The 24,373-nt window shown below is 48.4% G+C and carries 21 protein-coding genes; 6 read left to right on the top strand and 15 right to left on the bottom strand.

Features of this window, described 5'->3' with window-relative positions:
• Positions 1–62: 62 nt before the first annotated feature.
• The 3 genes from serS to FC20_RS06660 form a co-directional block, all read right to left on the bottom strand.
• Entirely contained in the window at positions 63–1,370 is a 1,308-nt protein-coding gene (gene serS, locus FC20_RS06650) for a serine--tRNA ligase (RefSeq protein ID WP_008460423.1), read from the bottom strand.
• 214 nt (positions 1,371–1,584) lie between these two features.
• On the bottom strand, positions 1,585–2,109 hold the full coding sequence (locus FC20_RS06655) for a GNAT family N-acetyltransferase (protein ID WP_008460425.1): 525 nt from the start codon (positions 2,107–2,109) through the stop codon (positions 1,585–1,587).
• 4 nt (positions 2,110–2,113) lie between these two features.
• Positions 2,114–2,713, bottom strand: a complete 600-nt coding sequence (locus tag FC20_RS06660; RefSeq protein ID WP_008460427.1) for a TVP38/TMEM64 family protein — start codon at positions 2,711–2,713, stop codon at positions 2,114–2,116.
• Between the two features lie 194 nt (positions 2,714–2,907).
• On the opposite strand from FC20_RS06660, the gene FC20_RS06665 reads away from it, so the two are divergent.
• The 3 genes from FC20_RS06665 (at position 2,908) to FC20_RS06675 (ending at position 6,023) form a co-directional block, all read left to right on the top strand.
• Positions 2,908–3,711 carry an alpha/beta hydrolase fold domain-containing protein gene (locus FC20_RS06665; protein WP_008460429.1) on the top strand — a complete coding sequence of 268 codons (804 nt, stop codon included), beginning with the start codon at positions 2,908–2,910 and terminating at the stop codon, positions 3,709–3,711.
• Between the two features lies 1 nt (position 3,712).
• A complete protein-coding gene (locus FC20_RS06670) occupies positions 3,713–4,567 on the top strand; it encodes a helix-turn-helix domain-containing protein (RefSeq protein WP_008460432.1) in 855 nt (284 codons plus the stop codon).
• Between the two features lie 199 nt (positions 4,568–4,766).
• On the top strand, positions 4,767–6,023 hold the full coding sequence (locus FC20_RS06675) for an ATP-binding protein (protein ID WP_008460433.1): 1,257 nt from the start codon (positions 4,767–4,769) through the stop codon (positions 6,021–6,023).
• A gap of 166 nt (positions 6,024–6,189) precedes the next feature.
• Here FC20_RS06675 and FC20_RS06680 read toward each other — a convergent pair whose 3' ends face one another.
• Both FC20_RS06680 and FC20_RS06685 read right to left on the bottom strand, forming a co-directional pair.
• Positions 6,190–6,690 carry a nucleoside 2-deoxyribosyltransferase gene (locus FC20_RS06680; RefSeq protein WP_008460435.1) on the bottom strand — a complete coding sequence of 167 codons (501 nt, stop codon included), beginning with the start codon at positions 6,688–6,690 and terminating at the stop codon, positions 6,190–6,192.
• 17 nt (positions 6,691–6,707) lie between these two features.
• The gene (locus FC20_RS06685) at positions 6,708–7,379 is read right to left on the bottom strand and encodes a type 1 glutamine amidotransferase (RefSeq protein ID WP_008460436.1); all 672 of its coding nucleotides are present in this window, start codon (positions 7,377–7,379) and stop codon (positions 6,708–6,710) included.
• Positions 7,380–7,615: 236 nt separating this feature from the next.
• Between FC20_RS06685 and FC20_RS06690 the strand changes: the two genes are divergently transcribed.
• Entirely contained in the window at positions 7,616–9,001 is a 1,386-nt protein-coding gene (locus tag FC20_RS06690) for an NAD-dependent succinate-semialdehyde dehydrogenase (protein WP_008460439.1), read from the top strand.
• Between the two features lie 108 nt (positions 9,002–9,109).
• Here the strand turns inward: FC20_RS06690 and FC20_RS06695 are convergent, their stop codons facing one another.
• The 3 genes from FC20_RS06695 to FC20_RS06705 all read right to left on the bottom strand — a co-directional run bounded on the left by FC20_RS06695 (position 9,110) and on the right by FC20_RS06705 (position 15,298).
• A complete protein-coding gene (locus tag FC20_RS06695) occupies positions 9,110–10,174 on the bottom strand; it encodes a zinc ribbon domain-containing protein (RefSeq protein WP_236697643.1) in 1,065 nt (354 codons plus the stop codon).
• 179 nt (positions 10,175–10,353) lie between these two features.
• The gene (locus tag FC20_RS06700; RefSeq protein ID WP_056945347.1) at positions 10,354–14,703 is read right to left on the bottom strand and encodes an MMPL family transporter; all 4,350 of its coding nucleotides are present in this window, start codon (positions 14,701–14,703) and stop codon (positions 10,354–10,356) included.
• 25 nt (positions 14,704–14,728) lie between these two features.
• A complete protein-coding gene (locus FC20_RS06705) occupies positions 14,729–15,298 on the bottom strand; it encodes a TetR/AcrR family transcriptional regulator (protein ID WP_008460792.1) in 570 nt (189 codons plus the stop codon).
• A gap of 145 nt (positions 15,299–15,443) precedes the next feature.
• On the opposite strand from FC20_RS06705, the gene FC20_RS06710 reads away from it, so the two are divergent.
• A complete protein-coding gene (locus FC20_RS06710; RefSeq protein WP_008460790.1) occupies positions 15,444–15,686 on the top strand; it encodes a hypothetical protein in 243 nt (80 codons plus the stop codon).
• A gap of 77 nt (positions 15,687–15,763) precedes the next feature.
• Here the strand turns inward: FC20_RS06710 and FC20_RS06715 are convergent, their stop codons facing one another.
• Positions 15,764–16,681 (bottom strand): serine hydrolase, encoded by a 918-nt coding sequence (locus FC20_RS06715; RefSeq protein ID WP_008460788.1) that lies wholly within the window; start codon positions 16,679–16,681, stop codon positions 15,764–15,766.
• A gap of 30 nt (positions 16,682–16,711) precedes the next feature.
• Positions 16,712–17,629 carry a magnesium transporter CorA family protein gene (locus FC20_RS06720; protein ID WP_008460786.1) on the bottom strand — a complete coding sequence of 306 codons (918 nt, stop codon included), beginning with the start codon at positions 17,627–17,629 and terminating at the stop codon, positions 16,712–16,714.
• Between the two features lie 77 nt (positions 17,630–17,706).
• Between FC20_RS06720 and pepI the strand changes: the two genes are divergently transcribed.
• Positions 17,707–18,594: a proline iminopeptidase gene (gene pepI, locus FC20_RS06725; protein WP_272942980.1), complete on the top strand. Its 888-nt coding sequence runs from the start codon at positions 17,707–17,709 to the stop codon at positions 18,592–18,594.
• Positions 18,595–18,621: 27 nt separating this feature from the next.
• Here the strand turns inward: pepI and FC20_RS06730 are convergent, their stop codons facing one another.
• The 5 genes from FC20_RS06730 to FC20_RS06750 form a co-directional block, all read right to left on the bottom strand.
• On the bottom strand, positions 18,622–19,137 hold the full coding sequence (locus tag FC20_RS06730; protein ID WP_008460782.1) for a GNAT family N-acetyltransferase: 516 nt from the start codon (positions 19,135–19,137) through the stop codon (positions 18,622–18,624).
• A gap of 32 nt (positions 19,138–19,169) precedes the next feature.
• Positions 19,170–19,754: an alpha/beta hydrolase gene (locus FC20_RS06735; RefSeq protein ID WP_008460780.1), complete on the bottom strand. Its 585-nt coding sequence runs from the start codon at positions 19,752–19,754 to the stop codon at positions 19,170–19,172.
• A gap of 66 nt (positions 19,755–19,820) precedes the next feature.
• On the bottom strand, positions 19,821–21,227 hold the full coding sequence (locus FC20_RS06740) for a C69 family dipeptidase (RefSeq protein ID WP_008460779.1): 1,407 nt from the start codon (positions 21,225–21,227) through the stop codon (positions 19,821–19,823).
• A 25-nt stretch (positions 21,228–21,252) separates the two neighbouring features.
• On the bottom strand, positions 21,253–22,137 hold the full coding sequence (locus tag FC20_RS06745; RefSeq protein WP_008460777.1) for a DNA/RNA non-specific endonuclease: 885 nt from the start codon (positions 22,135–22,137) through the stop codon (positions 21,253–21,255).
• A 198-nt stretch (positions 22,138–22,335) separates the two neighbouring features.
• Positions 22,336–24,171 carry a hypothetical protein gene (locus FC20_RS06750; RefSeq protein WP_056945348.1) on the bottom strand — a complete coding sequence of 612 codons (1,836 nt, stop codon included), beginning with the start codon at positions 24,169–24,171 and terminating at the stop codon, positions 22,336–22,338.
• Positions 24,172–24,373: the final 202 nt, after the last annotated feature.

Below are 24,373 nucleotides of genomic sequence, written 5' to 3' on the forward strand. Positions count from 1 at the left end.
AAAGTCAATGTCTTAACTTAATGACATTGACCTCCAAAGAGGTTCTTTTAAGTTCTGAAAAATTAGTGCCACTTCACTTCTGGAGTGATCTTGGTCATGCCGTGCATGTATGGTACCAAGGCTTCTGGCACAGTAACCGTGCCGTTTTCGTTTTGGTAGTTTTCCAAAATTGCGGCTACAGTCCGGCCAACTGCCAAGCCTGACCCGTTCAAAGTGTGGGTCAATTTAACCTTGCCATCTTCATCGCGGTAGCGGATTTGGGCACGGCGAGCCTGGAAGTCAGTACAGTTGGAGCAGCTGGAGATTTCCCGGTAGGTGTCTTGAGCTGGCATCCAAACTTCCAAGTCGTAAGTCTTGGCACTGGTGAAGGAAGCATCCCCAGTTGACAAGGCAACAACCCGGTATGGCAGGTTCAGCTTTTGCAGCAGGTGTTCAGCGTTGTGGGTCAGCTTTTCCAGTTCTTCCCATGAGTCTTCTGGCTTAACGACCTTAACCATTTCAACCTTACGGAATTCGTGCATTCTGATCAAGCCGCGAGTGTCCCGGCCGGCTGAACCAGCTTCACTTCTGAAGGCTGGTGACAGAGCAGTCACATTGATTGGCAAGTTCTTGCCATCGATGATGTCGCCGCGGAAGTAGTTAACAAGCGGCACTTCGGCAGTTGGGATCAAAGTCAAGTTACGTGGAACTTCTGGGTCATCGTTTTCAACGATGGTGTAGACGTCTTCAGTAAACTTCGGGAATTGGCCAGTCCCTTGCATAGAGTCATTATTTACCAGTGAAGGTGGAATGATTTCCGTGTAGCCTTCCTTGGTGTTTTCATCCAAGAAGAAGTTGTAAACGGCCCGTTCCAAAAGTGCGCCGGCCCCCTTGTAGTAGACAAAGCGGGCTGCAGAAACCTTGCTTGCTGCATCCCAGTCCAAGATGTTTAAGTCAGTGCCCAGGTCCCAGTGAGCCTTTGGTGCGTAGTCAAACTTGGTTGGCTCGCTCCAGCGGCGCACTTCTTCGTTGTAGCTTTCGTCAGGACCGATTGGGTCTGAGTCAGCTGGGAAGTTAGGCAAACGAAGCAAGATGTATTCTTGCTTTTCAGTCAATTCGTCAATGTCCTTGTCCAGGTCCTTGATCTTGGCACCAACTTCGCGCATGTTCTTGATGGCGTCAGCGGCGTCTTCTTTGTTGCGCTTAGCTTCAGCGATCTTCTTAGAAACTTCGTTTCTTTCTGCCTTCAAGTTTTCGCTTTGCACCATGGCTTCACGGCGCTTAGCGTCGATAGCTACTAATTCGTCTAATTGCTCAGGCTTGATCCCCCGAGTTGCCAACTTTTCCTTGGCCCAGTCAAGATTCTCGCGAATGACCTTAATATCCAGCATGTAAAACCTCCAGTAAAAAATAAAAAAAGCCGACTCATCCCAATATTGGGACGAATCGGCGCACGGTTCGCGGTACCACCCAGTTTCGGTCTAGTGACCACACTCAAATGGCGCTAACGGTGCCAAACCGTGCAACTATTAATTGCCCACACTATAGAAATCTGGAAACGACCCTCATCCGCTCTCAGCCAACGCGGACTCTCTGTCAGTGGTCTTAGGATTTCGTGTTTGTCTCTATTTTATTCCATTCTGCCAACTTTAGCAAATAGTACTTGGCAGAAAAATTAAAAAAAGGTGGGATTTGCCGGTAGTCGACTTTATATTGCTCCCTAAAGCCCATTTTGGTCAGCAGCCTTTGCGGAGGCAGATTGTCATCCCGGCAGCAGGCCCAAATTTCGGCGATCCCGCATTCTTTAGCCTGGTCATACAGTACAGCCAGGCTTTCGGTCATATAGCCCCGGCCCTCATAAGCTTCATCCAGCATAAAGCCGACTTCCCTAGTATCTTCTGTTCTAGGATACAGCTCAGCCAGGCCGATCCGCGTTCCATCTTTTAAGCAGATTAGGTAGCTGGCCGGCCGGTCATGGTAGATCCTAGCGCCTTCTCGTGCCTGATCCAAATCTTCATAATGGGAAAAGCCGGCCAAATACTGGTAGCGGGGATTTTTAGACCAGGCTAAGAGCTGGTCGGCATCCCCGACTTCGACTTTTCTTAAAAAAATTCTTTTTCCTTTGATCATAGTCTTATTTACCCATTAGCCTTATCAGCCACTTGGCCCCGTAAACCAGCCCCAGGCTATAGGCCGCAATGGTCCAAGGCTTACACAAAACAATAATCCAGAAGTAGGTCCAGGGCTTCATTTCCGTTAAACCAGCCAGTAAGCAAAGGAGGTCATCGGGAGCGACAGGTGCCAAGATACAGATGGCAAAGAACCAATTGAACTTCTTCTGGTTCTTGGTCCACTTGGTATACTTTTCTAGGCTTTCTTCCGACACGATGTGCAAGATGAAACTTTTGCCATAATACCGTGCCAGGAAAAAGTTGATCAAAGAGCCCACCACGATCCCGATGTAGTTATAAATAAAACCGGGCACGGCTCCAAAGAAGACGACACCAGCTAACAGCGAGACCCCGCCGGGGATGATGGGAATAACCACCTGGACGATCTGGATCAAGATAAAAATCACCGGACCCATAATCTGCTTGTCGGCCAGGTAGGCCTCCATAGCGGCCTGGCTGCTAAAAATTCCTAAATTGTACCAGTAAATGCATAAAAGAATGATGATGATCGTCGACACGATGGTTAGCCGGTTGATCAGCTTGCGACTTTGTTCTGGACTCATTTTCCTTTACTCCCCCTCTCGGCAAATAATTAGCTTTATTTTAACAAAAGTTATTCTATCCGGAAAAGATTTTTGGCAAGCTTAAGCCAATCTTAGCAGATTTTATTCACTAAAATAATTAATAAGCTAGACAGAGCCCTTTGCTTTTAGTATATAATAATCTTAATAAGCGTTGTTCTAGAAAGGGTCCAATTATGGTTGTAACTGTCAAGAATATTGTTTATGACGAAAAAAATGGCTTAAAAACCGATCTCTACTATCCAAACAATACTGACTCGCAGACGAAGATCCTGATTCTCTGGCATGGCGGGGGCTTTTTCAGAGGAAACAAGGAAAGCATGAAGGACGTGGCCATTGATCTAGCCAATGCCGGCTTCATGACCTTCGTGCCGGACTACCGGCTGGCACCAAAAAATGTCTTCCCGGCTGCCCATGACGATGCCTTGAGCTTCGTCTCCTGGCTCTTGACCTCCAACTATACCGACGTGGGCGATGAAGCCAATATCTGCCAGATTGGTTCGTCTAGCGGCGGCACCCTGGCCTTAGAAGTCGCCGGCATCTACGGCTTCCCGACCATTACCTGGTCGGCCCCAGTTGACTTTAGCAATTGGGTCAAGCAGCATCCTGCCGTTCAGCCATCCGTCAAGGCGGGCGAAGAACTGGGCTTGACCGAGCAAAAAGCCATTAACGAAGCCTTTTACAAGTACTTCACCCTGACCTATGCCGGAAAAGACAACGAAAAGGTTTTGGCAAAAATGGATGCCAAAAACTACGACTATGGCAAACTGGGGCCTCTGCTCATGTACAATTCAGCTGAGGAACTGGTTGAACTAGCTGGGGTCTACGACTTTGCCAGCTTTTTAGCCAAAGACGGCCACCTCGTGGAATTAAAAATCCTGCCTGGAAACGGCCACGCCATGGATTATGGGCGCGAACGCTTAAGAGAGAGCATCAACTATTTAAAATATTTCCAAAAAATGAAAATTGGTGAGAACTAACATGATCAACATTCCGAAATTTATCCAAATCCGCAAGTCTTTAAAACTATCTCAAAACGAACTGTGCCGGGGGATCTGTACCCAGTCCACCCTGAGCAAGTTTGAAAACAATGGTCAGATTCCATCCTTCAAGATCTTAAAGCAGCTCTGCGACCGCATGAACATTTCTTTATCAGACATCATGCTGACCAGCACGGAAAGCGAAATTGCCCAAAAGCTCTTTAAGGCCGACTTTTACTTCATCACTTTTGAATACGACAAGATCAGAAAGCTGCTGAAGCAGGTTAATCCAAAGAAGATCAAGGACAAGGAAGACCTGCTCCACTACTACTACTTAGAAGGGCAACTGGCCTTAGACAGCGACCATAACGATGTTTCAGCACTCTTCTACTTCAACAATATTCTGACGGCTGAAAACTTAAAGGCAGACAACATCTACCGCCTGCTGGCCTTAAAGGGCTGCAGCCAGGTTTACGCGGCTCAAAATGACCTGGACAAGGCCAGCCACTACTTTGACCAGCTGGTGGGGCAAATCAAGAAAGTACCAATCGATGACGAATTGCGGCAATTGCAGGTAATGTCGATTTTAACAGCTGCTGGGGAATTTTATGGGTCAGAAAAACGCTATAAGCAGGCCGATGACTTGCTGAACTATGCTTATGATCTGGCTTCTAAGCACCACATGGTCTACTTCGTGGCTAGAATCCTCTACCAACTGGCCCTGGATGACCTGGCCCAAAAGCGGGACAAGAAGATTGCCTTAGAGCACCTGAACGATGCCCTGGCCTTTGCCCGCCTGAACAAAAACGAAGTTGTTTTGGAAAATGGGCAAAAATTGCTGAATGAATTAAAGTAAAAATAAAACCGTAAAGCAAAAAGCTAGATCACATAACGTGATCTAGCTTTTTTGCGTGTTAAGAAAATACATAAAAAACACAATTAGCTTTTCATCTTTTTTACATGCACAAAAAACACGTAAATTTGCTAATTACGTGTTAAAATTAATACGTAAAAAACACAATTAGCTTTTCGTATTACGCAAGGAGAAGATGCAAATGCGTGAAACTAAAAATCTAGAATTTAAGGAAAAAGTATCTAATACATTCCTCAAAACCGTTAGTGCTTATGCCAACTATGGAACTGGCAAAATTATTTTTGGCCTAACCGACTCTGGAAAAGCTGTGGGAATCAATGATCCTGTAGCTACTTGTCTAAAAATCGAAAATACAATTAATGATGCTATTAAGCCTAATCCTAAATATGATTTGGACATTGACTCAGACAAGAAGTTAGTTGTTTTGACCGTCCACCAAGGTAAGTTTCCCCCATATTTTTACAAGTCTAAGGCCTACAAACGCAATGATAGTTCTTCAATTGAAGTCGATCCTTTAGAACTGTCTGAATTAATTTTAAAGGGTAACAACCGTTCATATGATAGCCTACCAGCGCCTGACCAAGATTTGAGCTTTGAATTTTTGAAGAGAACTTTTCAGCGAGACTTAGGTATATCTGATCTTACTCGTGATACCCTAATCACGCTCAACCTCTATGAACAAGGTTCAGGATACACAATTGCAGGGGAACTCCTTGCTGATCAAAATACTTTTCGCGGGATTGACATGGTACGCTTTGGGAGCGACATTAATACCATGCGAGAACGCGTCATCTATGAAAAGGAATCTATTCTAAGAGAATACGAAGAATCTATCACCAAATATCAACAATACTACCAGTATGAGCAAGTCGTTGGCGCATACCGGCAAAAGCTTGAGCTGATTCCTGAAGACGCCTTTCGTGAAGCCTTAGCCAACGCCTTGGTTCACCGGAATTGGGCGATCAATGCTCAAATCAAAGTAGCTATGTTTGACGACCGAATCGAAATTACCTCTCCTGGTAATTTACCTCAAGGTCTAAGCAAAGAAAGTTACTTAAATGGCGAAATCTCAGTTTTACGAAATCCAATAATTGCCAATATTTTCTTTAGACTAAAAATTATTGAGCAGTTTGGAACTGGGATTCAGCGAATTCTTACTAGCTACAGTGATAGTACTATACAGCCTCAGTTCTCTGTTTCTGAGAATTCGGTCAAAATCATTTTGCCGATAATTCAAAATGAAGCTAGCTTAACTGGTGACTTGAAATTAGTATACGATTCTCTCCAAAGCATCCCCTTAGCAACTTCTGACCTAATGCAAGTAACTGGCTTTAGTAGAAGCAAACTTGTTAAGCTCTTAAACGAGTTGATTGCACAAGGTTATGCTGTTAAATTAGGACGCGGCCGCGGCACTAAGTACTGCCGAGCACAAAAATAAAGCTAAAAGCTAGATCACGTTATGTGATCTAGTTTTTTACGTATTTAATTCGATTGACTTGTTGCCTTGTGCTTCTTGTAATTCTTGATTTCAATAATATTTATTCTAAAATCAATCTAAAACTTTCCAAATATTAAAACGCCTCCCGAAATTTGGGAGACGTTTTTTAGATGGTGCCAAAACCAGTAACCACCCGGCTTGGGCAGGAGTTAAAATCGTAAGTCTTCAGTTCTTCCAGTTCCTTGTTACCGTCAAAGTAGGAAGTTACCCCTTGAGAGATCATCAAATTCATGACCGGCTTCTTTTCTGGGTGCTGGGTGAAAGGAATCAGGATAACTGGCTTGTGCTGAGCCCGCATAAAGCCAATTTCAAAGGCGCAGCCGTCATCCAATTCATCCATATCGTACAAGAAGACCCCACAGTTGGCCATGGCGATGCCGTTCAGATCGTTTTGGAAGGTTACTCTTTGCCAGAGCTGGCTTCTTTCTTCGCCAAAAGCAACATTTGGATCTTCAGCGGGATCAACGAATTGTTGGTCAAAGGGGAAGTGGACGCTTTCCACCGTTGGGTTTTGGGCAAGGAGTTCTCTTACCTTCTTAGCAAATTTTTGATGGTGGTCTCTATGAAAAGATGAACCTAAGTAAATTCTGGCAGTTGCAACAGTCATTATTTCTTTTCTCCTAACTAGTGGACGCTCAAGTAGTCCAAAATGGTGTAAATCGCTTGCTTGTTAGCAGCAGGGACCTCTTGTTCCAGGATTTCAGCTGGACTTTGGTGCAGGTCGTTCCCTTCTTCAGCATAGGCCCCATCGTTGATCACGATTTCGCGCACATTGTCTTCTTGCTGCTCCAAGTGGAACTGCAGGCCTACTACATTGCCATTAACCAAGAAGCCCTGGTTGTCCAAGAGGTCACTGGAATAAAGCAAATGGCTGCCTTCAGGCAACTCAAACATGTCTTGGTGCCAGTGCAGGGCCAGCAGCTTTTCTGGCAGGCCTGGCAAGGCATCACTTTGCCGATAAACTGGTGCCCAGCCCACTTCTTTATGAGGGGCCCGGTGAACGCTAGCACCCAAAGCCATGGCAATTTGCTGAGCTCCTAGACAGATGCCCAAAATCGGAATATGGCTCTTCAAGCAGTCAGCAATCAGCTCCCGCTCTTGAGGCAGCCACGCTAAATCGTCGCCTGGACTCATTGGTCCGCCCAAAACAACCAAGAGGTCGGTTTCGCTGGCCTTCGGCAAAATGCCAAAGGCTTCTGGATGGTAGATGTAAAGCTTGTGTCCCCGTTCCTTGACCCAGGCCCCAATAGCACCTGGACCTTCATTGGGGGTATGTTGCAAAATATTAACCCGCATATTTTTTTCCTTTCAGTTCAAGTTATTTTACCATGTTTTCCCGGCTTATTCCCTACTATACCGGGCTTTTTGACTTTTTTAGCTAAAAATCTCCAAAAATTATTCTAAATTTTCCCTATACCAGATCTGGAAAGCGGTTTATAATGGACTCGTAAGGCTTTGTGAAATTAATTGTGATAAATAATCAGGAATGGCGTCAAAACGCTATTTCTTTGAGAAAGGAAGCTGAACAAGCGATGGCAAAATACGCATCTGTCAATCCATATACCAATGAAGTTTTCGCTACTTACGAAAACCCAACCAAGGACCACGTAGAAGATTCCCTGGCCCTGGCCCACGCCCTCTACAAGAAGTGGCGCCACGAAGACCCAAGCGTCCGGGCTGAGACTTTGAAGAAGATTGCCGCCAAGTTCCAAGAAAAAAGAGCAGAAATGGCCAAGATCATGACCCTGGAAATGGGGAAAAAGCTGAGCGAATCTTTAGAAGAAGTCGACATCTGCATCGGGATCATGAACTACTACGCTGATCACGGCCCCGAGCTCTTACAGCCGGTTGACCTGCCGAACCCATACGGTCATGCCTACTACTTAAAGCAGGCGACCGGGGTCATCATGGCCTGCGAGCCATGGAACTTCCCTCTTTACCAGGTAATCCGGGTCTTTGCGCCAAACTTTGTTGTCGGCAACCCAATGCTCTTAAAGCACGCTCACAATGTGCCTTCTTCTGCCAACATGGCCGCCAAGCTGGTCAGAGCAGGCGGGGCTCCAGAAGGTTCCCTGATCAACCTCTTTTTGACCTATGATCAATTAGACGAGGTCATCGCTGATCCCCGCGTTCAGGGCGTGGCCTTGACCGGGTCTGAACGCGGCGGGCAATCCGTTGCCGAAAATGCCGGCAAGAACTTGAAGAAGTCCACCATGGAACTCGGCGGCAATGACGCCTTCATCGTTTTAAGCGATGCTGACCCAGCTGTTTTGAAGAAGGCCTTAAGTGACGCTAGAAGCTACAACAATGGCCAGGTCTGCACCTCTTCCAAGCGGATGATCGTAGTTAAGGACCGATATGAAGAAGTCCTGGAAGACATGAAGGAAGTCTACGAAGGACTTAAGTGGGGCGATCCGCTTTTGGATGAAACCACCCTGCCGCCAATGAACTCGGAGTCTTCTAAGGAAAAGTTGCAAAAGCAGGTTGACCAAGCCATCGCAGGCGGAGCCAAGGTCTACTACCAGTACCCAGAGATTGACTCAAAAGGCGCCTTCTTTAGACCGATCATCTTGACCAACGTTACTAAGGACAACCCGGTCTTTGACCAAGAAATGTTTGGACCAGTCTGCGTGGTTTACAAGGTGGAAGATGAAGATGAGGCCATTGAGCTGGCTAACGACTCCAGCTATGGCCTAGGATCTTCAGTCATCTCTAGCGACATCCAGCACGCTGAAGAAGTGGCGGCCCAAATTGAAACTGGGATGACTGTCATCAACGGCCGCTGGATCACTGACGGCTCCTTGCCATTTGGCGGGGTTAAAAAGTCCGGCTATGGGCGGGAACTAAGTCCTCTGGGGCTAGAAGCCTTTGTCAACGAGCACCTGGTAATCGACTTTACTGACCAAAACAGCAAATAGTTAATTTAAGTTTTCAACAACTAATTCACAAGAAAACAATAAAACAGCATACAAGAAAATAATAAACAACAAAAGGCCTGATTTCCTTTGGAAATCAGGCCTTTACTTTTATTCCACATAATCCTGCTTATTTTGCAGCTGCTGGACGATGTTGACGATGGTTAAGATCGTGGTCAAGATAGAGACCATGATCAAGAGGTAGCCGGATACGCCGATCGCCACGGCATAATTTTTCAAGCTGGAAACAGCTTGGCCCATGTAGGAGTCAGTTGCCGTTGCTTGGGACAGGCGGTAAAAGAGGTAGATCAAAACGCCACTTTCAAAGACTGAATAGAGCGCCCCCTTCACATTGTCCCAGGTCTGCTTCTGGCTGACCGCCAGCATAATGAAGATTGGCATCAAGAGCAAGATAGCCAAGGCTAAATACAGGATCAAGGCCGGGACGAAGTTCCCTGCACTGATCTGTTTGTTGGCCACTTCGAAAAAGACGCTGGCTACGGTCAGCTTAGTCTTAGAGGTCACAAAGCCGGTCCCCATGAATAGCAAAATCAGAGTAATGGCGCTGGTCAAGTAAATGGAAAGCTGCACAACGGTAAATTTGTGGGGTTTCTTCACCTTCTCCTTAACCTCTTCAACCTGCTTTTCCACTTGTGGATGAGCTTCGATGAATTCCTCGTTCTTTTCCTCAAGCTCATCTTCTTTAGAGTCAAAAGCGTTGAAGACTTTAGAGAATTTTTCCTTCAGCCAATCTGTCAGGTTGCGGTCGGCAGTATATTGCCCACCGGCTTTGTGTCCGGCCCAGACTAAAAAGCCCATGGCCAGCACAAACAAGATCCAGCCAAGTGGCCGGGAGAAGCTCATGACAATTAAGAGGCCAACGGCCACTAAAAAGGCAATGGTCGTGTTGTCTCTCAGCCACTTGATGATCCCTTCCACAATTGGGTTGTTTTCAACCGAGTTGGTCTTGCTCTCCTTGCGGTAGGCTGACCGGCTGAGTTCAGGCTTAGATTCTAACTTTGTTTCCTTTTTGGCTTCTGGGTTTGCTTCTATTTCTGTTTCAGGCTTGACTGCAGTTTGTTCAGTGTTGACAATCTTTTGGAGATTATCGACAGTTTTCGTTTTCTCGAGATCAGCCGCCTGCTTATTTAAATAGTCCTGGCGGTATTTTTCCACATTGAATCCACAATTCGGGCAGAACTTTTCCTGACCCGACAAGCTGAATCCACAATTTGGACAATTTTTCATCGATGCCCTCCTCGGTTAATCTATCCACCATTATAGCATTTCTTTTATTAAGCAAAAAAGAACTCATTCTCATGAACGAGTTCTTTAAGCTTTATTTAGCTTTTAAGCTAGTTGTTGCTGTTTAACTTAGCCTTCTTCTTGCCAAATGGCCACTTCAGCCATGGGAAGCCTTCGTAAGTCAGCTTCGTTGCTGCTGATAAGTTGATTGGCATCAAGAAGACGAGGATTGCTAACCCGATAATGACGCCGATGGCAACTTCGATCAAGGTTGGCACGCCGGATGGGATCAAGGCTGCGAAAGTACCACCCAAGATGATGGCCGCAGAGATGACAACCGTCCCGATAACCGTACATGCTTCCAAGATCCGTTCACTCGGCAGAGCATGGTAGTCGCTATCACGGTACCGCATCATGACGAAGATGCTGTAGTCAACGCCCAAGGCAATCAGCATGATGAAGGTGAAGAACGGAACGTTCCAAGCCAGCATGCTTCTGTGCATGATGGCGTTGACCAGCCAACGAGTGATTGAAAGTGAGCTGACGTAAGCCAGGAGCAAGGTACCCAAGATGTAGATTGGTTGCAAGAGGCTGCGAGTTACGAAGATCAAGGCAATGCCGATCCCGATCAGCATGATGGCCATGGTTCTCGTAAAGTCGCCGCTGGCCGTGTTCTTGGTGTCTTCGATGGTTGAGCTTTGACCGCCCATTTCAACTTCAGCCTTGCCCAGGTCAGTACCCTTCAAGGACTTGCGAGCCATTGCGCTCAAGGCTTGTGAGTGCTTTGCGGCACTTTCAGAACTTGGGTTAGAGTCCAAGATGATGATGATCATCGCACTCTTCTTGTCTGGGCTGAGCAGAACACTGATTGACTTCTTGATATCCTTGTTGTTCTTCAAAACAGAGTTAGGAATGTAGAAGGTGTCTGAAGCTGGAGACTTGCGCAGACCATTCAAGTAAGAAGCTGCAGAAACCAGACCGTTGTTAACGGCAGTCAAGCCGCTGGTAATGGCTGGAGTCTTGTCGGCCAATTCGCTGGCACCGTTCTTCAGCTTGGTCGTACCACTTGAAAGCTTTTGTGAGCCTTCAGCCAGTTGGCTAGCGCCGTTAGCGCCTTGAGCCAAGCCATTCTTCAGTTGCCCGGCACCGCTGTAGAGGCTGTTAGCACCAGTTGCCAGCTTGCTTGCACCGTTGACTAATTGGGCTGCCCCAACCAAGCCGCTGTTTAGGCCGGCTGACAGCTTGCTTGCACCGCTTGAAAGCTGGCCAGCACCGCTGTTGACCTTGTTAGCACCGCTTGATAAGGAGCTGGCGCCAGTAGTCAAAGTACCAACGCCGCTGTTGAGCTTAGCTGCGCCAGTGTAGAGGCTAGCTGCACCGCTGTTAACCTTGCCGGCACCAGCGTAAAGGCTGTTAGCACCACTTGCCAAAGTACCAGCACCGCTGTAAAGACTAGCAGTACCACTTGATAAGGTACCTGCACCAGTGTAAAGACTGTTGATACCAGTGTTCAAAGTGCCAGCACCGGTGTACAGGCTGTTGGCACCAGTGTTGACTTGGCTGATGCCGCTGTAGAGGCTGTTAGCACCAGTATCAACTTGCTTTGCGCCTGCAGCTAACTTCATCGCGCCAGCTAAGCCGGAGTTTAAACCGCTGTAGAGGCTGTTTGAGCCGGTGTAAAGCTGGTTGGCACCAGCGTCCAGCTTGTCAACGGCTGCTTGCATTTCGCTGATCTTAGACAGACCGGATGACAAGCTGTAGATGCCTTTTTGAGCCTTACTGTTCAGCTGAGTAGCACCAGCTGACAGACTTGCTACGCTAGTCTTCAAGGTTGACAAAGTTGATGACAGGCTGTTCAAAGAGCTAGTTGAGTTAGTCAAGCCGCTCAGTTCACTCTTAGCAGTAGTCATTGTATTGCTAATCGTCGTTGCTGAACTACCAGCAGTCGTCAAGTTGGCACTCAAACTTGCAAGTTCTTTTTGCAATTCAGCCTTCAGAGTTGCATCTGAAACCTTGTTAATTGAGGCAGAAAGAGCGTATGCATTAGACTTGGCGCCATTCAAAGAGTTAGCCAAGGTAGTTGCTTGACTAGACAGACTTTGCAAGCCAGATGCAACTTGGGAAATCTTAGAAGTATCAATGCTTCCAATATTAACTGAACTTACGGAAGAGTTCAATTGCTTTAAACCGTTGTCCAGTTGAGCTAAGCCATCTGACAATTGAGTCAATTGACTTGAATCCAAGCTGCTGCTTTGAGCTTGCAGCTCGCTCTTCAGCTGGTCAAGACCTGCTACCAAGGTCTTCATGTTGCTGGTCAATTCACTAGCACCGTTGGTCAGCTTTTGGGTACCAGTGTAAAGTTCGTTAGCACCGCTTGCCAGGCTGCTAGTGCCACTAGTCAAACTAGAGCCACCAGACAAAAGGCTAGCAGTACCATTCTTCAAAGTTTCAGTACCGCTGTACAGACTAGCTGAACCAGTCTTCAGCTTGCCAGCACCCGTGTAAAGGCTGCTTGCACCGCTGTTAACCTTGCCAGCACCGCTGTAAAGGCTGGCTGCACCCGTGTTCAAGCTGCCAGCACCCGTGTAAAGACTTGCAGTACCGTTCTTCAAGGTCTTGGTACCGTTGTACAAAGTAGTCGTTCCGCTTTGCAGGGTCTTTGAGCCGCTATACAGCTTGCCGGCACCACTTGCCAAAGAGCTAGTCCCGTTCTTCAAGGTCTTAGCGCCGCTGGACAAAGTGCCTGCACCGCTAGCCAGCTTCTTAGTGCCGCTGTAAAGACTGTTCGTCCCAACGGCTAAAGTCTTAGTACCGTTGTAAAGCGTACCTGCACCGTCGTAGAGGGCAATTGAGCCATTGTAGAGCTTAACCGTCCCCGTGTAGAGACTCTTAGCCCCATCGGTCAAGGCATCAGTCCCGCTGGACAGGGTATCGGCACCGCTAGCTAACTTCTTAGCCCCGCTAGTAACCTTCTCGCTCCCCTTGGTTAATTTGGAGACACCCTTTTCCAACTTGTCAGTCCCATCGGTAACTGACTTCATCTGCTTTTTCACGTAAAGCAGCTTGATCTTTTCGTTGTATGGTTCGGTTACAGAAATAACCTTATCAACGCCTTCAGACTTGCGAAGCTTTTGCGTCAATTCGTCGATCAGCTTCAAGTCCTTTTCGTTGTCCAAAGTATGGTCACTCTTGATGTAGAGGTATGATGGCATCGCCATCCCCTTTGAGTAGTGCTTTTGCACCAACTGCAGACCAACCTTGGACGGGGTTGAGTCAGAAATTTCAGCCGTATCGTCGTAGTTTAAAACGTTAGAGTAAGTAACGAAGAATGGCGCTACGACTACCGCTACTGCTGCCAAAAAGACGATTGGCCGCTTCAAGGTAGCACTGGAAATCCCGTGCCAAAGCTTGCTTGGGTTTTCGCCCGTGAAGGTCTTGGTTGGCCAGAACATCTTCTTGCCCAGCGTCATCATGAAGAATGGGTTCAGGGTCAAGAGGACAACCAGCAAGACCAAAACGCCGACAGCCACACCAGATGCTGACCGGTAAACAGAGAAGTTGGCCAAGCCTAAGGCTGAGAAACCAATCAAGATGGATGAGCCAGAGTAAAGAATGGTCCGGCCAGCCTTCTTGATCGAGTCCCTGGTCGCATCCGGCACGCTCATATCATTCCCCAGGTCCTCTTTAAAGTGGTTATAGAGGAGGATGTTGTAGTCCGTCCCAATCCCGAAGAGGACGATGACCATAAAGACCTGGGTAAAGTTTGAGAATGGGAAGTTCACTTGGTTGACCAGGTTGGTCACGATCGAGAAGGAGACCAAGAAGGAAACCCCAACGGTCAAAAGTGAGACCAGTGGCACAACTGGTGACTTGAAGACGATGATCAAAACGATGAAGATGAAGACGACCGTGATTAATTCAGTCTTCTTGATCCCTTCTTGAATCGAAGTCGTAAAGTCATTGTTCAAGACATCGGCACCGGTGACGTAAGTCCGCACTCCGCTAGTCTTCACGGCACTGTTGATCTCGTCGTAAACCTGGGAAATGGTCCCGTGCTTCTTAGAGATGTTCATCTGCATGACCCAAGTCGTGCCGTCTTTTGACTTCAGCAGCTTCTTGGTTGCGATGTTGTCTTGCGGAGCTAAGGAATCCTTAATCCCATACCTCTTCTTGTTGCTGGTCAAGCGATCAATGGAAGTCTGAATGTTAGACTTATCCACATCGGTCAGCTTGCCATCTTTCTTGTTGAAAACAACTGCAACTTCGTAAGTATTTTTCTTCTTACTACCCCATTCATTCTTAATTAGTTTGGCAGCTTCGCTTTCTACGCTGCTTGGCAGGGAAATCTCACTGTGAGCCCGCGTCAAGGAGTCAACGTTTGGCAAAGCTACTAAAGAAATTACCAGAATGAGGATCCAGGCAATTAAAGCGCCTAGATGGTTCTTCAGTAGTTTCTTCAACTTAACTTTTCCTTTCTTTTTACAATTAAGCTGGATCGGAAATTGCCTGCTCGCCCGTGCCTACCAGGCGCCAAATCATGTCGTGATAATTCTGCTCAGCTTCTTCTGGACTTTCTTGGTCTTCCATCAGCTTGTCTAAAAAGACATAGCCCAAAACCGCACCAACTAGCGCGTGTTGAGAAACCGTCTCGTCACTGGCCAGCTGCAGTTTGTCGCCAAGTTCCAGAATCTTCTTTACCTCTTGAATCAAGTCTGAATCATTGGAGAATTCATTCAACTGGTAAAAAAGGGTTGATAATGCCTTGTCTTTAAGCAGGTGATCCCGGACGATGTCGGCGAACTTAAAGAGGGCCTCCCGCCCCGACAGACCAACCAGCTGCTTGATCAGGTCTTCATAAAGAACCCGGACCCGGCTGGCTGCTACCAAGGACAAAAGCTGAGAGCGATTGTTCACGTAATGATACAGCGACTGGCTGCGAACGCCCAGGGCCTTGGCTAGATTGGGCATCGTGGTTTCGTTTAAGCCGCGCGCCTCTAGCAACTCGGTCGCCTTGGCCAAGACCTTATCCAGATCCAAAGTCCTTTTCTGAGTCATTGCGATCACTTTTTCCTTTCAACTGTAGTTATTATATAACTACTAGTTGAAGAATACAATCTACAATTTGTAGATTATTTTGCTTTTAATCTTGAAAACGGTTACTAACAGCGCTATCATGTATTCAGATAGGAGATGAAACTGAATGAAACTTTGGTGGTCTGCAAACCTCTACTGGTTTACATTAATTGCATATCTAAACGTCTTTTTATTTAGCTACCGCTACGATGATGGCAGCTACATCAATCCCTTTGTGGTTGTCTTTCTCCTAATTGCAGTCTGCGTCATGATCGGTGAATTTCAGTTTGCCTGGTACATGTGGGTGGCACAAAAGACTTATAAACCTAGAAAAAAAAAGCATCAAAATAGCGAGTCTGTACTTTTGTAGACTCGCTTTTTATTTTGAAATTTTAAATTAGTATATATTTTCTTTTATTATTTAACCACTTGGATTTTTACTAAAAATTATTGCTTGTTCATAAAATTGCCGATGGCTGAACCTAGCTTAGCGTAATTGTCGGTCTTATCGGTCCAAGCCGCGATCACGTAGTTGTTGCCGCTGTTTTGCACGATGGCAGCTGCCAGGTTGTCGCTGGCAATTTGGTAGATGGTGCCAGACAATTTGCTGGTCAAGGCATTCTTGCCAGTTAGCAGCACCATGAGCTGCTGGCCATAGCTTGCCCCAATGACTTTCCCCTTGTAGATGCTGGTCATCACGGCTGCCAGGTCGCTGGCCGTGGTCGTCCCGACCGTACCCTTGAAGTTGCCGGTAATCTTGGTGTTGGTTGCACCGGCTTTTTTAATCACCTTTAAGACCGTCTTAGCCCCAATGGTTCGAAGCAGCGCGTTCGCCGCCGTGGTGCTCCCCTTCAGCATCTGCTGGCGCAGGTAGCTTGGCCCGTAGCTGATGCCGACGCTGACGCCCTGGTCAGTCGCGTGGTCAGCCTTGGTGACCTTGATGGCGGTGCTAGACCCCATCTTGCCATTTTTCTCTTGGTAATAAAGGGCCATCAAGAGGTAGAGCTCAAAAATCTTTCCCCCCTTTTGGGCGCTAGAAGTATTTTTTACTTCGGCAAAGCTGGACTTGGTCAGGCTATAAGCCGCCACCTGGTAGCTGGCATCTTCGCCCATAGCCTTTTTAATGGCCTTGACCAGGGTCTTGTTGCTGCCTTTTTTGCTGGTAACGTGGTTAGAGTATTCAATCGAATTGACGTTAGGCTCTTTGTCTTGACTGGCAGACGAGAGCTTATTTTTTACCGTGCCCTTCTTCTTCACCTGCACCACGTTTAATTCCCGATTTTCGGCATCTTTATAGGTGCTGGTATAAACAATAAAGGACAAGAGCGACGCGATCAAGGCGCCAACGAGAATGTTATTTTTCATCAAAAAAGTAATCCCTTAACTAAACTCAACTTAAAACAGATGGTGCTTCTTCATCAAGATGACCAACCAGGCCATCAGCCCCACCGTCAGCAAGATGATGATGATCCAGTCATAGTTGGCCCCAAAGATTGGCAGCTTGACGTTCATCCCGTAAAAACCGGTCAAGATAGTCGGGATGGTCAAAACGATCGACCACACCGTCAAAAATTGCATGGTATCGTTCAGGTTGTTGTTCATCATGTTGTTGGACGTTGACGACAAAGTCTTAGTAACCTGGCGGGAAATCTGCACCATTTCTGAAGACTGGTTGGATTCGATCAAGACGTCGTCTAGTCTTTCCTTGGCCGCCTTGGTAAAGTTCAGGCGGGAGTGTTGCAGGCTGTGCAGCATCATCTGGTCGGTTTGGATGGAGCTGGACAGGTAGACCAAGGACTTTTCAATATTGGACAATTCTACCAAATCCTTGTTGTCGATGTCATCGCTCAACTTGGCATCCAAGTCGTTTCTTTCAGCATCCAGCTGGGTGATGGCCCTTTGGAAGTATTGAGAAGCGTACATCAAAAAAGTTGCCAGGAGCTCAGTCACGTCCTGGGCGTGGGACAAGCGTCTTAAGACCTGGGGGTCATTGAATTCGTCAAAGACGTAGCTGGTGTCAATGGTATGGAAGGTAAACAGGTTTTCTCCCTGCAATAAAAAGGTAATTGGCCGGGAGGTAAAGTGCTTGCTGCCAGTCGTGGGCCAAACAGGCACGTCGTAAACCAGCAGATGGGTGTCGGTATACTGGTCGTAGTCATAGTGGGGGCGTTCGTGCAAGTCGGATACGTAAGAAATGATTTCTGGCGTAAAGTAGAATTCCGTCTGCAAGCGCCGGCTGTCTTGCTCGTTCAAGCCGTTAACATCGTACCAATTGTAGCCGGTCTCAACTGGAAAGATTTGTTCTTTGATCATGGTCAATCCCCACCTTCATTTTCTATCTAATTCATGTTAACATTTTTTAAAAGTAAAGTTGTTTTAAAAAGGTAAAAATTATGCAAATCGCCGAGAAATATCTGCCCTTCGGCCAGTACCAAACCTACTGCCGGATCGTGGGCGCAAAAACTGACAAGGCTCCCCTGGTTCTGCTTCACGGCGGACCCGGGTCAACCCACAACTATTTTGAAGTCCTAGACCAGGTAGCTGAGATGAGCGGCCGGCAAGTCATCATGTATGACCAGCTGGGCTGCGGCAAGTCCAGCATCCCTGACGACCAAGCTGAAGTCGCCTATACTGCCCAAAACTGGGTCAAGGAACTGGAAAACCTGCGTGAGCAGCTGGGTTTAGACGAAATCCACCTCCTCGGCCAAAGCTGGGGCGGGATGCTGGCTTTAACTTACCTCATCAGCTACCACGCTCCCGGCATCAAGAGCCTGATCCTGTCTTCTACCTTATCCTCAGCCAAATTATGGAGCCAGGAGCTCCACCGCCTGATCAAGTACCTGCCAGAGGAAGACCAAGCGGCAATTGCTCAAGCCGAAGCAAGCGGCAACTACAGCGATCCCGCCTACCAAAAGGCCAACCAGCTCTTCATGGACCAGCACGCCATCAAACTGACGCCGGATTTGCCAGAACCGGTCTTGCGCAAGAAAAAAGGCGGCAACGCCGCCTACTTGACCGCCTGGGGTCCCAATGAATATACGCCAATCGGCAACCTGCATGACTATGAGTATACAGATCAGCTCAAGAATTTGACTTTACCGGTCTTAATCACCAGCGGGACCAATGACCTATGTACGCCGTTAGTGGCCAAGACCATGTATGACCACTTGCCTCAGGCCAAGTGGGAGCTTTTTGCGGGTTGCGGCCACATGCCCTTTGTCCAAGACAATGCCCACTACTGCCAGCTCTTAAGTGACTGGCTGCTGGCCAACGACTAGGCAAATTACGATTGCTGAATCTTTTTACTAGTCGAGATTCTTTTTTAACAAAAAATCAGTCTGCGGATCATCGCCAAGAACGAAAGTATGCTGGCTGAAGCGGGTAAAGCCGTTTCGAGCATAAAAGTTCTTGGCGTTTTCGTTATGCTCCCAAACACCTAGCCAGACTGGGTTCTTGCCCAAGTCCCGGGCACGGTTTAAGGCAAAGTCCATCATTTTTTGCCCTAGACCCCGGTGCTGGAAAGACTCTTTTAAGTAAATCCGCTCAATTTCCATGGCGTTTTCGTCTACTCGCTCGCTTTGGGCGGAGTTGACATTGAGCTTCAAATAGCCCGCTACTTGCCCGTCCACGTATAAAAACCAGAAAGACGATCCTGGCGTTTCCAGTTCGGTTAAGAGCTGGTCGTGATTGTAGCTGCTGTCTAAAAATTCCTGCATGTTTTCGGCAGTGTTATCTTTGCCAAAGGTGGCCTCAAAGGTTTCCCGGCTGATGGCAATTAAGTCGTCGATTTGGTCCGGCTGGACCTGCTTGATTTCTTCCATTGTTTACTCCCTCTTTTTCTTTTTTACTTATCTTACTTCAAGGTCATGATAAAAGTTCTAAGAAGCAGCGATGCCCGGTCCAGGTCCTGTACCCGGTATTCGTGGTGGCCATCGCGAATTTCCAGGACTTGCCCATGCTTCAGCTTTTTTGCCACTTCTTCCAGGTTGTGGACTGGCACGACTTCGTCTTGACTAGATGCCAGAATCATGGCTTGGCCAGGGTAGGTGCTTCTTAAGTCTTCCACCTTCACGGCCGGAGCCATCAAGAAGATGCCGCCGACGCTGGCGCCCAGGTTGTTGGCTGCCAAAAGGCTGGCCCGGCCAGCTTCCCCGTAGCCGGTAAAGACAATGTATTCGCTAGCCACGCGGTCGTCTTGTCTCAGTTCAGTAAAGACAACTTCCAGTGCCTTCACAGCGCTTTCGATACTTTTGCTCTTAAAGGTAAAAGTCAAAATGCCGGCTGCGTTTAAGACCTGACTGATGGCTTCAGACTTGTCGCCGGCTTCAATGATTGGCTGGATGACCAAAGGGGCAACTCCGTCTACAGGGTTAACCGGCTCGCCAAACTTGCCCTTAACCGTTAATCCTTGGCCAATAATCGTCATCTCTTTAGTCATTTATTTTTTCTCCTAGTCTATACAAAAAGCAATTGCAATATTTTTCGATACTCTTCTATTGTGCCATTAAGGGCGGTAGCTGTACATAGACGTGTTCAAAGTTTCCTTGACCAGCTGGTCAAAGAGCTCCTTGCCCTTCTTGGTGATGGCTTCAGCGATTTCGCTGTTGGCCGCCGTCAAAAATTCCGGCAAATCGCTGCTGTCAACTTTTTGGGCCTGGTCATCGGTTACGTCCACATGGTGCACCGCCATAGACTGGCATTCGTACTGGAACTTGCGCAGTTTTGGCTGCCAGTCTTTTTGCTTGCCTTCTAAGAGGGCCTGGATGGTCTTGTAGAGCCAGTAGGCACTGTTAGTCGGGTCTACCTGCCCAGTCTTGATCTGGTAGCCTTCTGGCGTGTCCACGATATTGGTGTAAAAAGGCACCCACGGAGCAGCGGAGTAAAGGCCAAAGTTCAGCCACTGGATGGCCTGGTAGCCATTTTTTCCCGGGCGCAGCTGCAAAATAGAGCACTCCTGGGCAGTCGTCACGGCAATCGGCCGGTAGGCGGTCTTCTTGGCTTCGCTGGTTTCCTTCCAGCTCAAATAATCGTATTCCGTCCCGTTATAGTGGCTGCTCAGGTAAAACTGCACGTCTTCAATCGCGATTTTCTTGACTGGCACCCGGCAAAATGGCATGTCAAAGCTGGTAATTTCCTGTTCAATTTCGGGGTTAAACAGCTTTTGCCCATACCACATCCGCGGGGTGTTGTAGCGCTGGTCAGCCTCGTCTTTAGGGGCAAAAATGTCCCGGAAGTTGAAGACCCCATTGGGGTTAGGATTCAAGTGGTACTTTTCGACAAAGTCTCGAATGCCAGAAGCAAATAAGTAATTGTCTGGGTCTGCAAAATCAATCTCTTCAATGATCATCATGTTTGGCGCCACCACATAGCAGTCGTCTGGCACCCGGCGGGCGACCCACTGGTGGCCGGCGCCGGTTTCCATGTACCAGATCTCGTCTTCATCGGCGAAGGCGATCCCATTGCTTTCACTTGACCCGTACTTTTCAACTAATTGGCCTAAACGGAGAACGCCTTCCTTAGCACTTTTGACAAAGGGCAGGACCAGGTAAAGCATGGCGTCTTCCCCGATGCCGTTTGGGACAAAGGGATCGTGGCCTAAAACCCGCTGGTTGCTGGCTTCTGATTCCGTTGCACTCATGGCCACGTTGTAGGAATTGATCCCCTGCTCGTCAAAGCGGCCGTAGTCTTCCACCGCATCCCGGACTGCGGTAAAGCCGGCGCCCTCCCCCTTTAAAGGGATTTCCACGCCCGTCCCCTTGGACACGAAGAGCTCGTCATACTTTTTAGCAGGGTAGTAGACAAAACGCTTTTCGTTATAGGCTTGGTCGTAGTCTTCGTCTCTGGCAATAATAGTTGACCCATCTAGGCTGGCGCCCTTGCCCACCAGCATGGTCGTACAATTGTCTCGCATGTTTTGCCTCTTTTCTTTTAAAAAATTACTCCGTTACCTGCAGCTGCCGATTGACCTTGGCCCGGCCGGTCGCGTAGTCAAAAACGTAGCCCGGCTGCACGTTGTACAGGTAAACGTTGAAGTCAAAAGTCCCGTCCGTTGAAACGGCTTGGAGGTTGATCCCCCGCGCCATCAATTCCGTCCCTCGGAAAATCGGCGTTGCCTGGTAGATGACCTTCTTGTTTTGCCTCAAGGCCGCCCGCACCTTGCTTTCAAAAATGGTTTGAATCTTCTGGTTGGAAAAGGCGCTCTGGGTAAACAGGTTCTTCGGGTTATTTTGGTCCCCTGACTGGTTCTTGGGGTTGTAGTTGCCATCTTGGTCAATGCCAGCTGAAACCGAATAAGCGATCAGGTGGCCCCGGTTGTAGATCTGGACTGAGCCGCTGTTGGAGTGCCAGCCGGTTGGCTGGATGTACTGCCGCACGCGCAACGAGTCGTTAGCCAGGTTTCTTTTTTCCAAAAAGGCGGTGTTGGAGCTAGAAGTCCGGTTTTGCTTGTCTAGGTTAGAATAAATGACCCGGTTGACCTTCCAGGCACCCTTGACCAGGGTGGAATGGTTGTTATTAACGTAGATGTAGGCCTTGCCGCCAGACTTGAAGTCCAGCTTGGCCAGCTTCTGGTAGTCGCTCTTGGCTAGGCCGCCATAAACCGTGTTTTGCTTGCCGGCGTTAGCAACTGCATTAGTTGAGTTACTGATATTTGAACTGCTACTGGTCTTTTGGCTGACACTGCTGGTGATGCCGGGGATGCTGACTTGCTTTTGCCCGCCTTGGGTGTAGACGCCCCAAGCCACCGCTGCTATCGCTACTAAGACTGAAATCAGGCTGGTATTTTGCTTGCGGCTCTTTCTGCGCCTGCGTTTTCTTGCCATTTCTTTTCCTCGCTTTACTTTTTTAGACTAAATCTATTTTAGTTGATTTTTAGCCTAAGCCAAAACTTTTGCCCGATAATTAAGGAAAAAGTAACAGCGAAATGATATGACCCCCGAGATGAACTTTAAGCAGACACAAAGATCATGTTAAATATAAGCAAAAAGTCGTCCGCCTTTCCGGCGGACGACTTAAAGCAATTATTTGCGTTTTTTCAGCAGCTCGCACCGCAGGCAGGCCAGCGGAAAGATGGCGTCCAGCAGCAGCGAAAGCGTCAAAAGCAGGTTCAGCCATAAAGGCGTGACGAAGTCCATGACGGCCACGTTCTTCCCCCGTTTTTGGCGGACTTTTGGCGCCTGGATCTTGGACAAGCGGACCGGCTTGACGGCTTGCCCGTTGACCGTCAGGCGCGACTGGGCGTAGGTGACGACGGGCAGGAACATAGCCCCGCCCTGCTTGCTCGTCCAGGTCATCTGCAGCCGCCCGCCAGGCAGGACGGTCTTTTTGACCAAATGGTTCTTCTGGATCACGGCCGTGACGTAGAGGCGCTCGGCGTGGCGGGTGGTAATCTTCTTGGACTTAACCGGCAGGTAGTCACCCACGGTCTTTTTGATGGTGGCCAGGAACTTGCCGGGATCATCCAGGTGGGTCGCCGCCTTGGCCTTGTTGATGACCGCGCGCTCATTGCCCGCCCCCATTGCGGCAGCAGTATCCTTTAAGGCTCCTGACATGTAGCCAATGCGGGAATTATAAGACAACTGGTTGTCCAAAAAGCGGACATTGGCCAAAGCAGCCAGCAGCAAGATGAGCGTGGCCCCAAGTCCGGCCAGGGAAATCCTGCCACCCAGCTGCTTGCCTATTTCGCCCAGGCGCTGGATGGTCATGGCCAGGCCCAAAAGCAGCAGCGGGTAAGCCAGGCAGAGCATGCGGGCCGGGAACTGGAAGTACTGGCCTAAGAACGGGAAGCGGTCTTCAATGGCCTGCCAAGGCAGCAGGCTGGAGCTGAGCAAGAGCCACATGGTCCCGTACAAAGTCATGGTCAAGTTGAGCTTGGTCATTTCGCCTCGTCGAAAAATAGCCAGCAAAAAGGCCGCGGCGATCTGGACCAACAGGATGGCCAGCATGTAGGGCGAGATAAAGGTCCGCGACGAAATAAGCAGGACCAGGCCACTACGAACAGTAGAACGGGACATGACCAAGACATTGCGCGACATCCGCATCTTGGCCGCCGTCACCAGGATATTGGTATGGCTGATATAAAGCAGCGAGGCCAAAGTATTCAGGCTCAGCAAGAGCGTCATCCCGACTGCCTTGGCGGTGTCAGTGATGAGTTGCTTTCGTTGCTGGTCAGCGCGATTGGCCACCAAAGCATAAAGCCAGGCCGGCAAAAGCATAAAGACGGCCGCGACCCCAGTCAGCAGGTGGCTTTCAGCCGCGAAAGTCATCAAGAATGTCAACGGCAGCCAGTGGACTGGCCGCTTTTTGTCCAAGACCATGGTCAGGGCCACATTAGCCGCGTATGGCAATAGCAGCGCACTGATCGCGGAAAAATTGGTCCCCATCTGCCAGCGCGGCACCCAGCCGATCGTGATGTAGACTACGGCCAAAATGGCTGCCAGAAAGCGGTTGGCCTTGACCTTGCGCGCGGCTAAATAAAAGCCTGTTCCAGAGAAAAAGTAGATCAAAAAGCTGGTGATCACCTGGAACCTGTACCACTTGCCCACCAACAGGAGGATGGCCCCCAAGAAATAGGCAAACAGCGGCCCGTACAAGGCATTGACCACCCGGCCGCTTTGCGTGTAGCCGTAGATGGACATGAACCAGCTGAAGTTGCCGTGCTTGAGCTGCTGGCTGGCCTCATAGATCCGGTTGAAGTGAAACAGGCTGTCGGAGCCGATCAGCATGTTCCCCGTCAGCATCTGCGTCCAGGAAATCTTGGCCGCCAACAAGAGCAAAATGGCGTATGGTAGCAGGCGGTACAGCCAGCGACAGACTGGCCGCCATTTTTCAGGCAATTCGGCTTGTTTTCGTTTCATTTTCTCTCCCCTTTATTTATATATCCTGATAATTATACCATCTTGGCAGAGACTAAAAAAATAACAAGCGTTATATATAAGGAGTTATTTTATTAGCCATAAAGCAGGCCAGCCAGTTGCCTGCGGTTATGTCCCATATAAAAAAGCCCGCATCAGCTCACGCGAATGATGTGCCCCCAAAAATTGGGACAATTTAGTATTA

It is taken from the genome of Lactobacillus equicursoris DSM 19284 = JCM 14600 = CIP 110162, assembly GCF_001434815.1.
Classification (GTDB): Bacteria; Bacillota; Bacilli; order Lactobacillales; family Lactobacillaceae; genus Lactobacillus; species Lactobacillus equicursoris.

Coding starts and splice junctions, on each gene's coding strand:
- serS (WP_008460423.1), bottom strand. CDS start 1,370: ATGCTGGATATTAAGGTCATTCGCGAGAATCTTGACTGGGCCAAGGAA.
- FC20_RS06655 (WP_008460425.1), bottom strand. CDS start 2,109: ATGATCAAAGGAAAAAGAATTTTTTTAAGAAAAGTCGAAGTCGGGGAT.
- FC20_RS06660 (WP_008460427.1), bottom strand. CDS start 2,713: ATGAGTCCAGAACAAAGTCGCAAGCTGATCAACCGGCTAACCATCGTG.
- FC20_RS06665 (WP_008460429.1), top strand. CDS start 2,908: ATGGTTGTAACTGTCAAGAATATTGTTTATGACGAAAAAAATGGCTTA.
- FC20_RS06670 (WP_008460432.1), top strand. CDS start 3,713: ATGATCAACATTCCGAAATTTATCCAAATCCGCAAGTCTTTAAAACTA.
- FC20_RS06675 (WP_008460433.1), top strand. CDS start 4,767: ATGCGTGAAACTAAAAATCTAGAATTTAAGGAAAAAGTATCTAATACA.
- FC20_RS06680 (WP_008460435.1), bottom strand. CDS start 6,690: ATGACTGTTGCAACTGCCAGAATTTACTTAGGTTCATCTTTTCATAGA.
- FC20_RS06685 (WP_008460436.1), bottom strand. CDS start 7,379: ATGCGGGTTAATATTTTGCAACATACCCCCAATGAAGGTCCAGGTGCT.
- FC20_RS06690 (WP_008460439.1), top strand. CDS start 7,616: ATGGCAAAATACGCATCTGTCAATCCATATACCAATGAAGTTTTCGCT.
- FC20_RS06705 (WP_008460792.1), bottom strand. CDS start 15,298: ATGACTCAGAAAAGGACTTTGGATCTGGATAAGGTCTTGGCCAAGGCG.
- FC20_RS06710 (WP_008460790.1), top strand. CDS start 15,444: ATGAAACTTTGGTGGTCTGCAAACCTCTACTGGTTTACATTAATTGCA.
- FC20_RS06715 (WP_008460788.1), bottom strand. CDS start 16,681: ATGAAAAATAACATTCTCGTTGGCGCCTTGATCGCGTCGCTCTTGTCC.
- FC20_RS06720 (WP_008460786.1), bottom strand. CDS start 17,629: ATGATCAAAGAACAAATCTTTCCAGTTGAGACCGGCTACAATTGGTAC.
- FC20_RS06730 (WP_008460782.1), bottom strand. CDS start 19,137: ATGGAAGAAATCAAGCAGGTCCAGCCGGACCAAATCGACGACTTAATT.
- FC20_RS06735 (WP_008460780.1), bottom strand. CDS start 19,754: ATGACTAAAGAGATGACGATTATTGGCCAAGGATTAACGGTTAAGGGC.
- FC20_RS06740 (WP_008460779.1), bottom strand. CDS start 21,227: ATGCGAGACAATTGTACGACCATGCTGGTGGGCAAGGGCGCCAGCCTA.
- FC20_RS06745 (WP_008460777.1), bottom strand. CDS start 22,137: ATGGCAAGAAAACGCAGGCGCAGAAAGAGCCGCAAGCAAAATACCAGC.
- FC20_RS06750 (WP_056945348.1), bottom strand. CDS start 24,171: ATGAAACGAAAACAAGCCGAATTGCCTGAAAAATGGCGGCCAGTCTGT.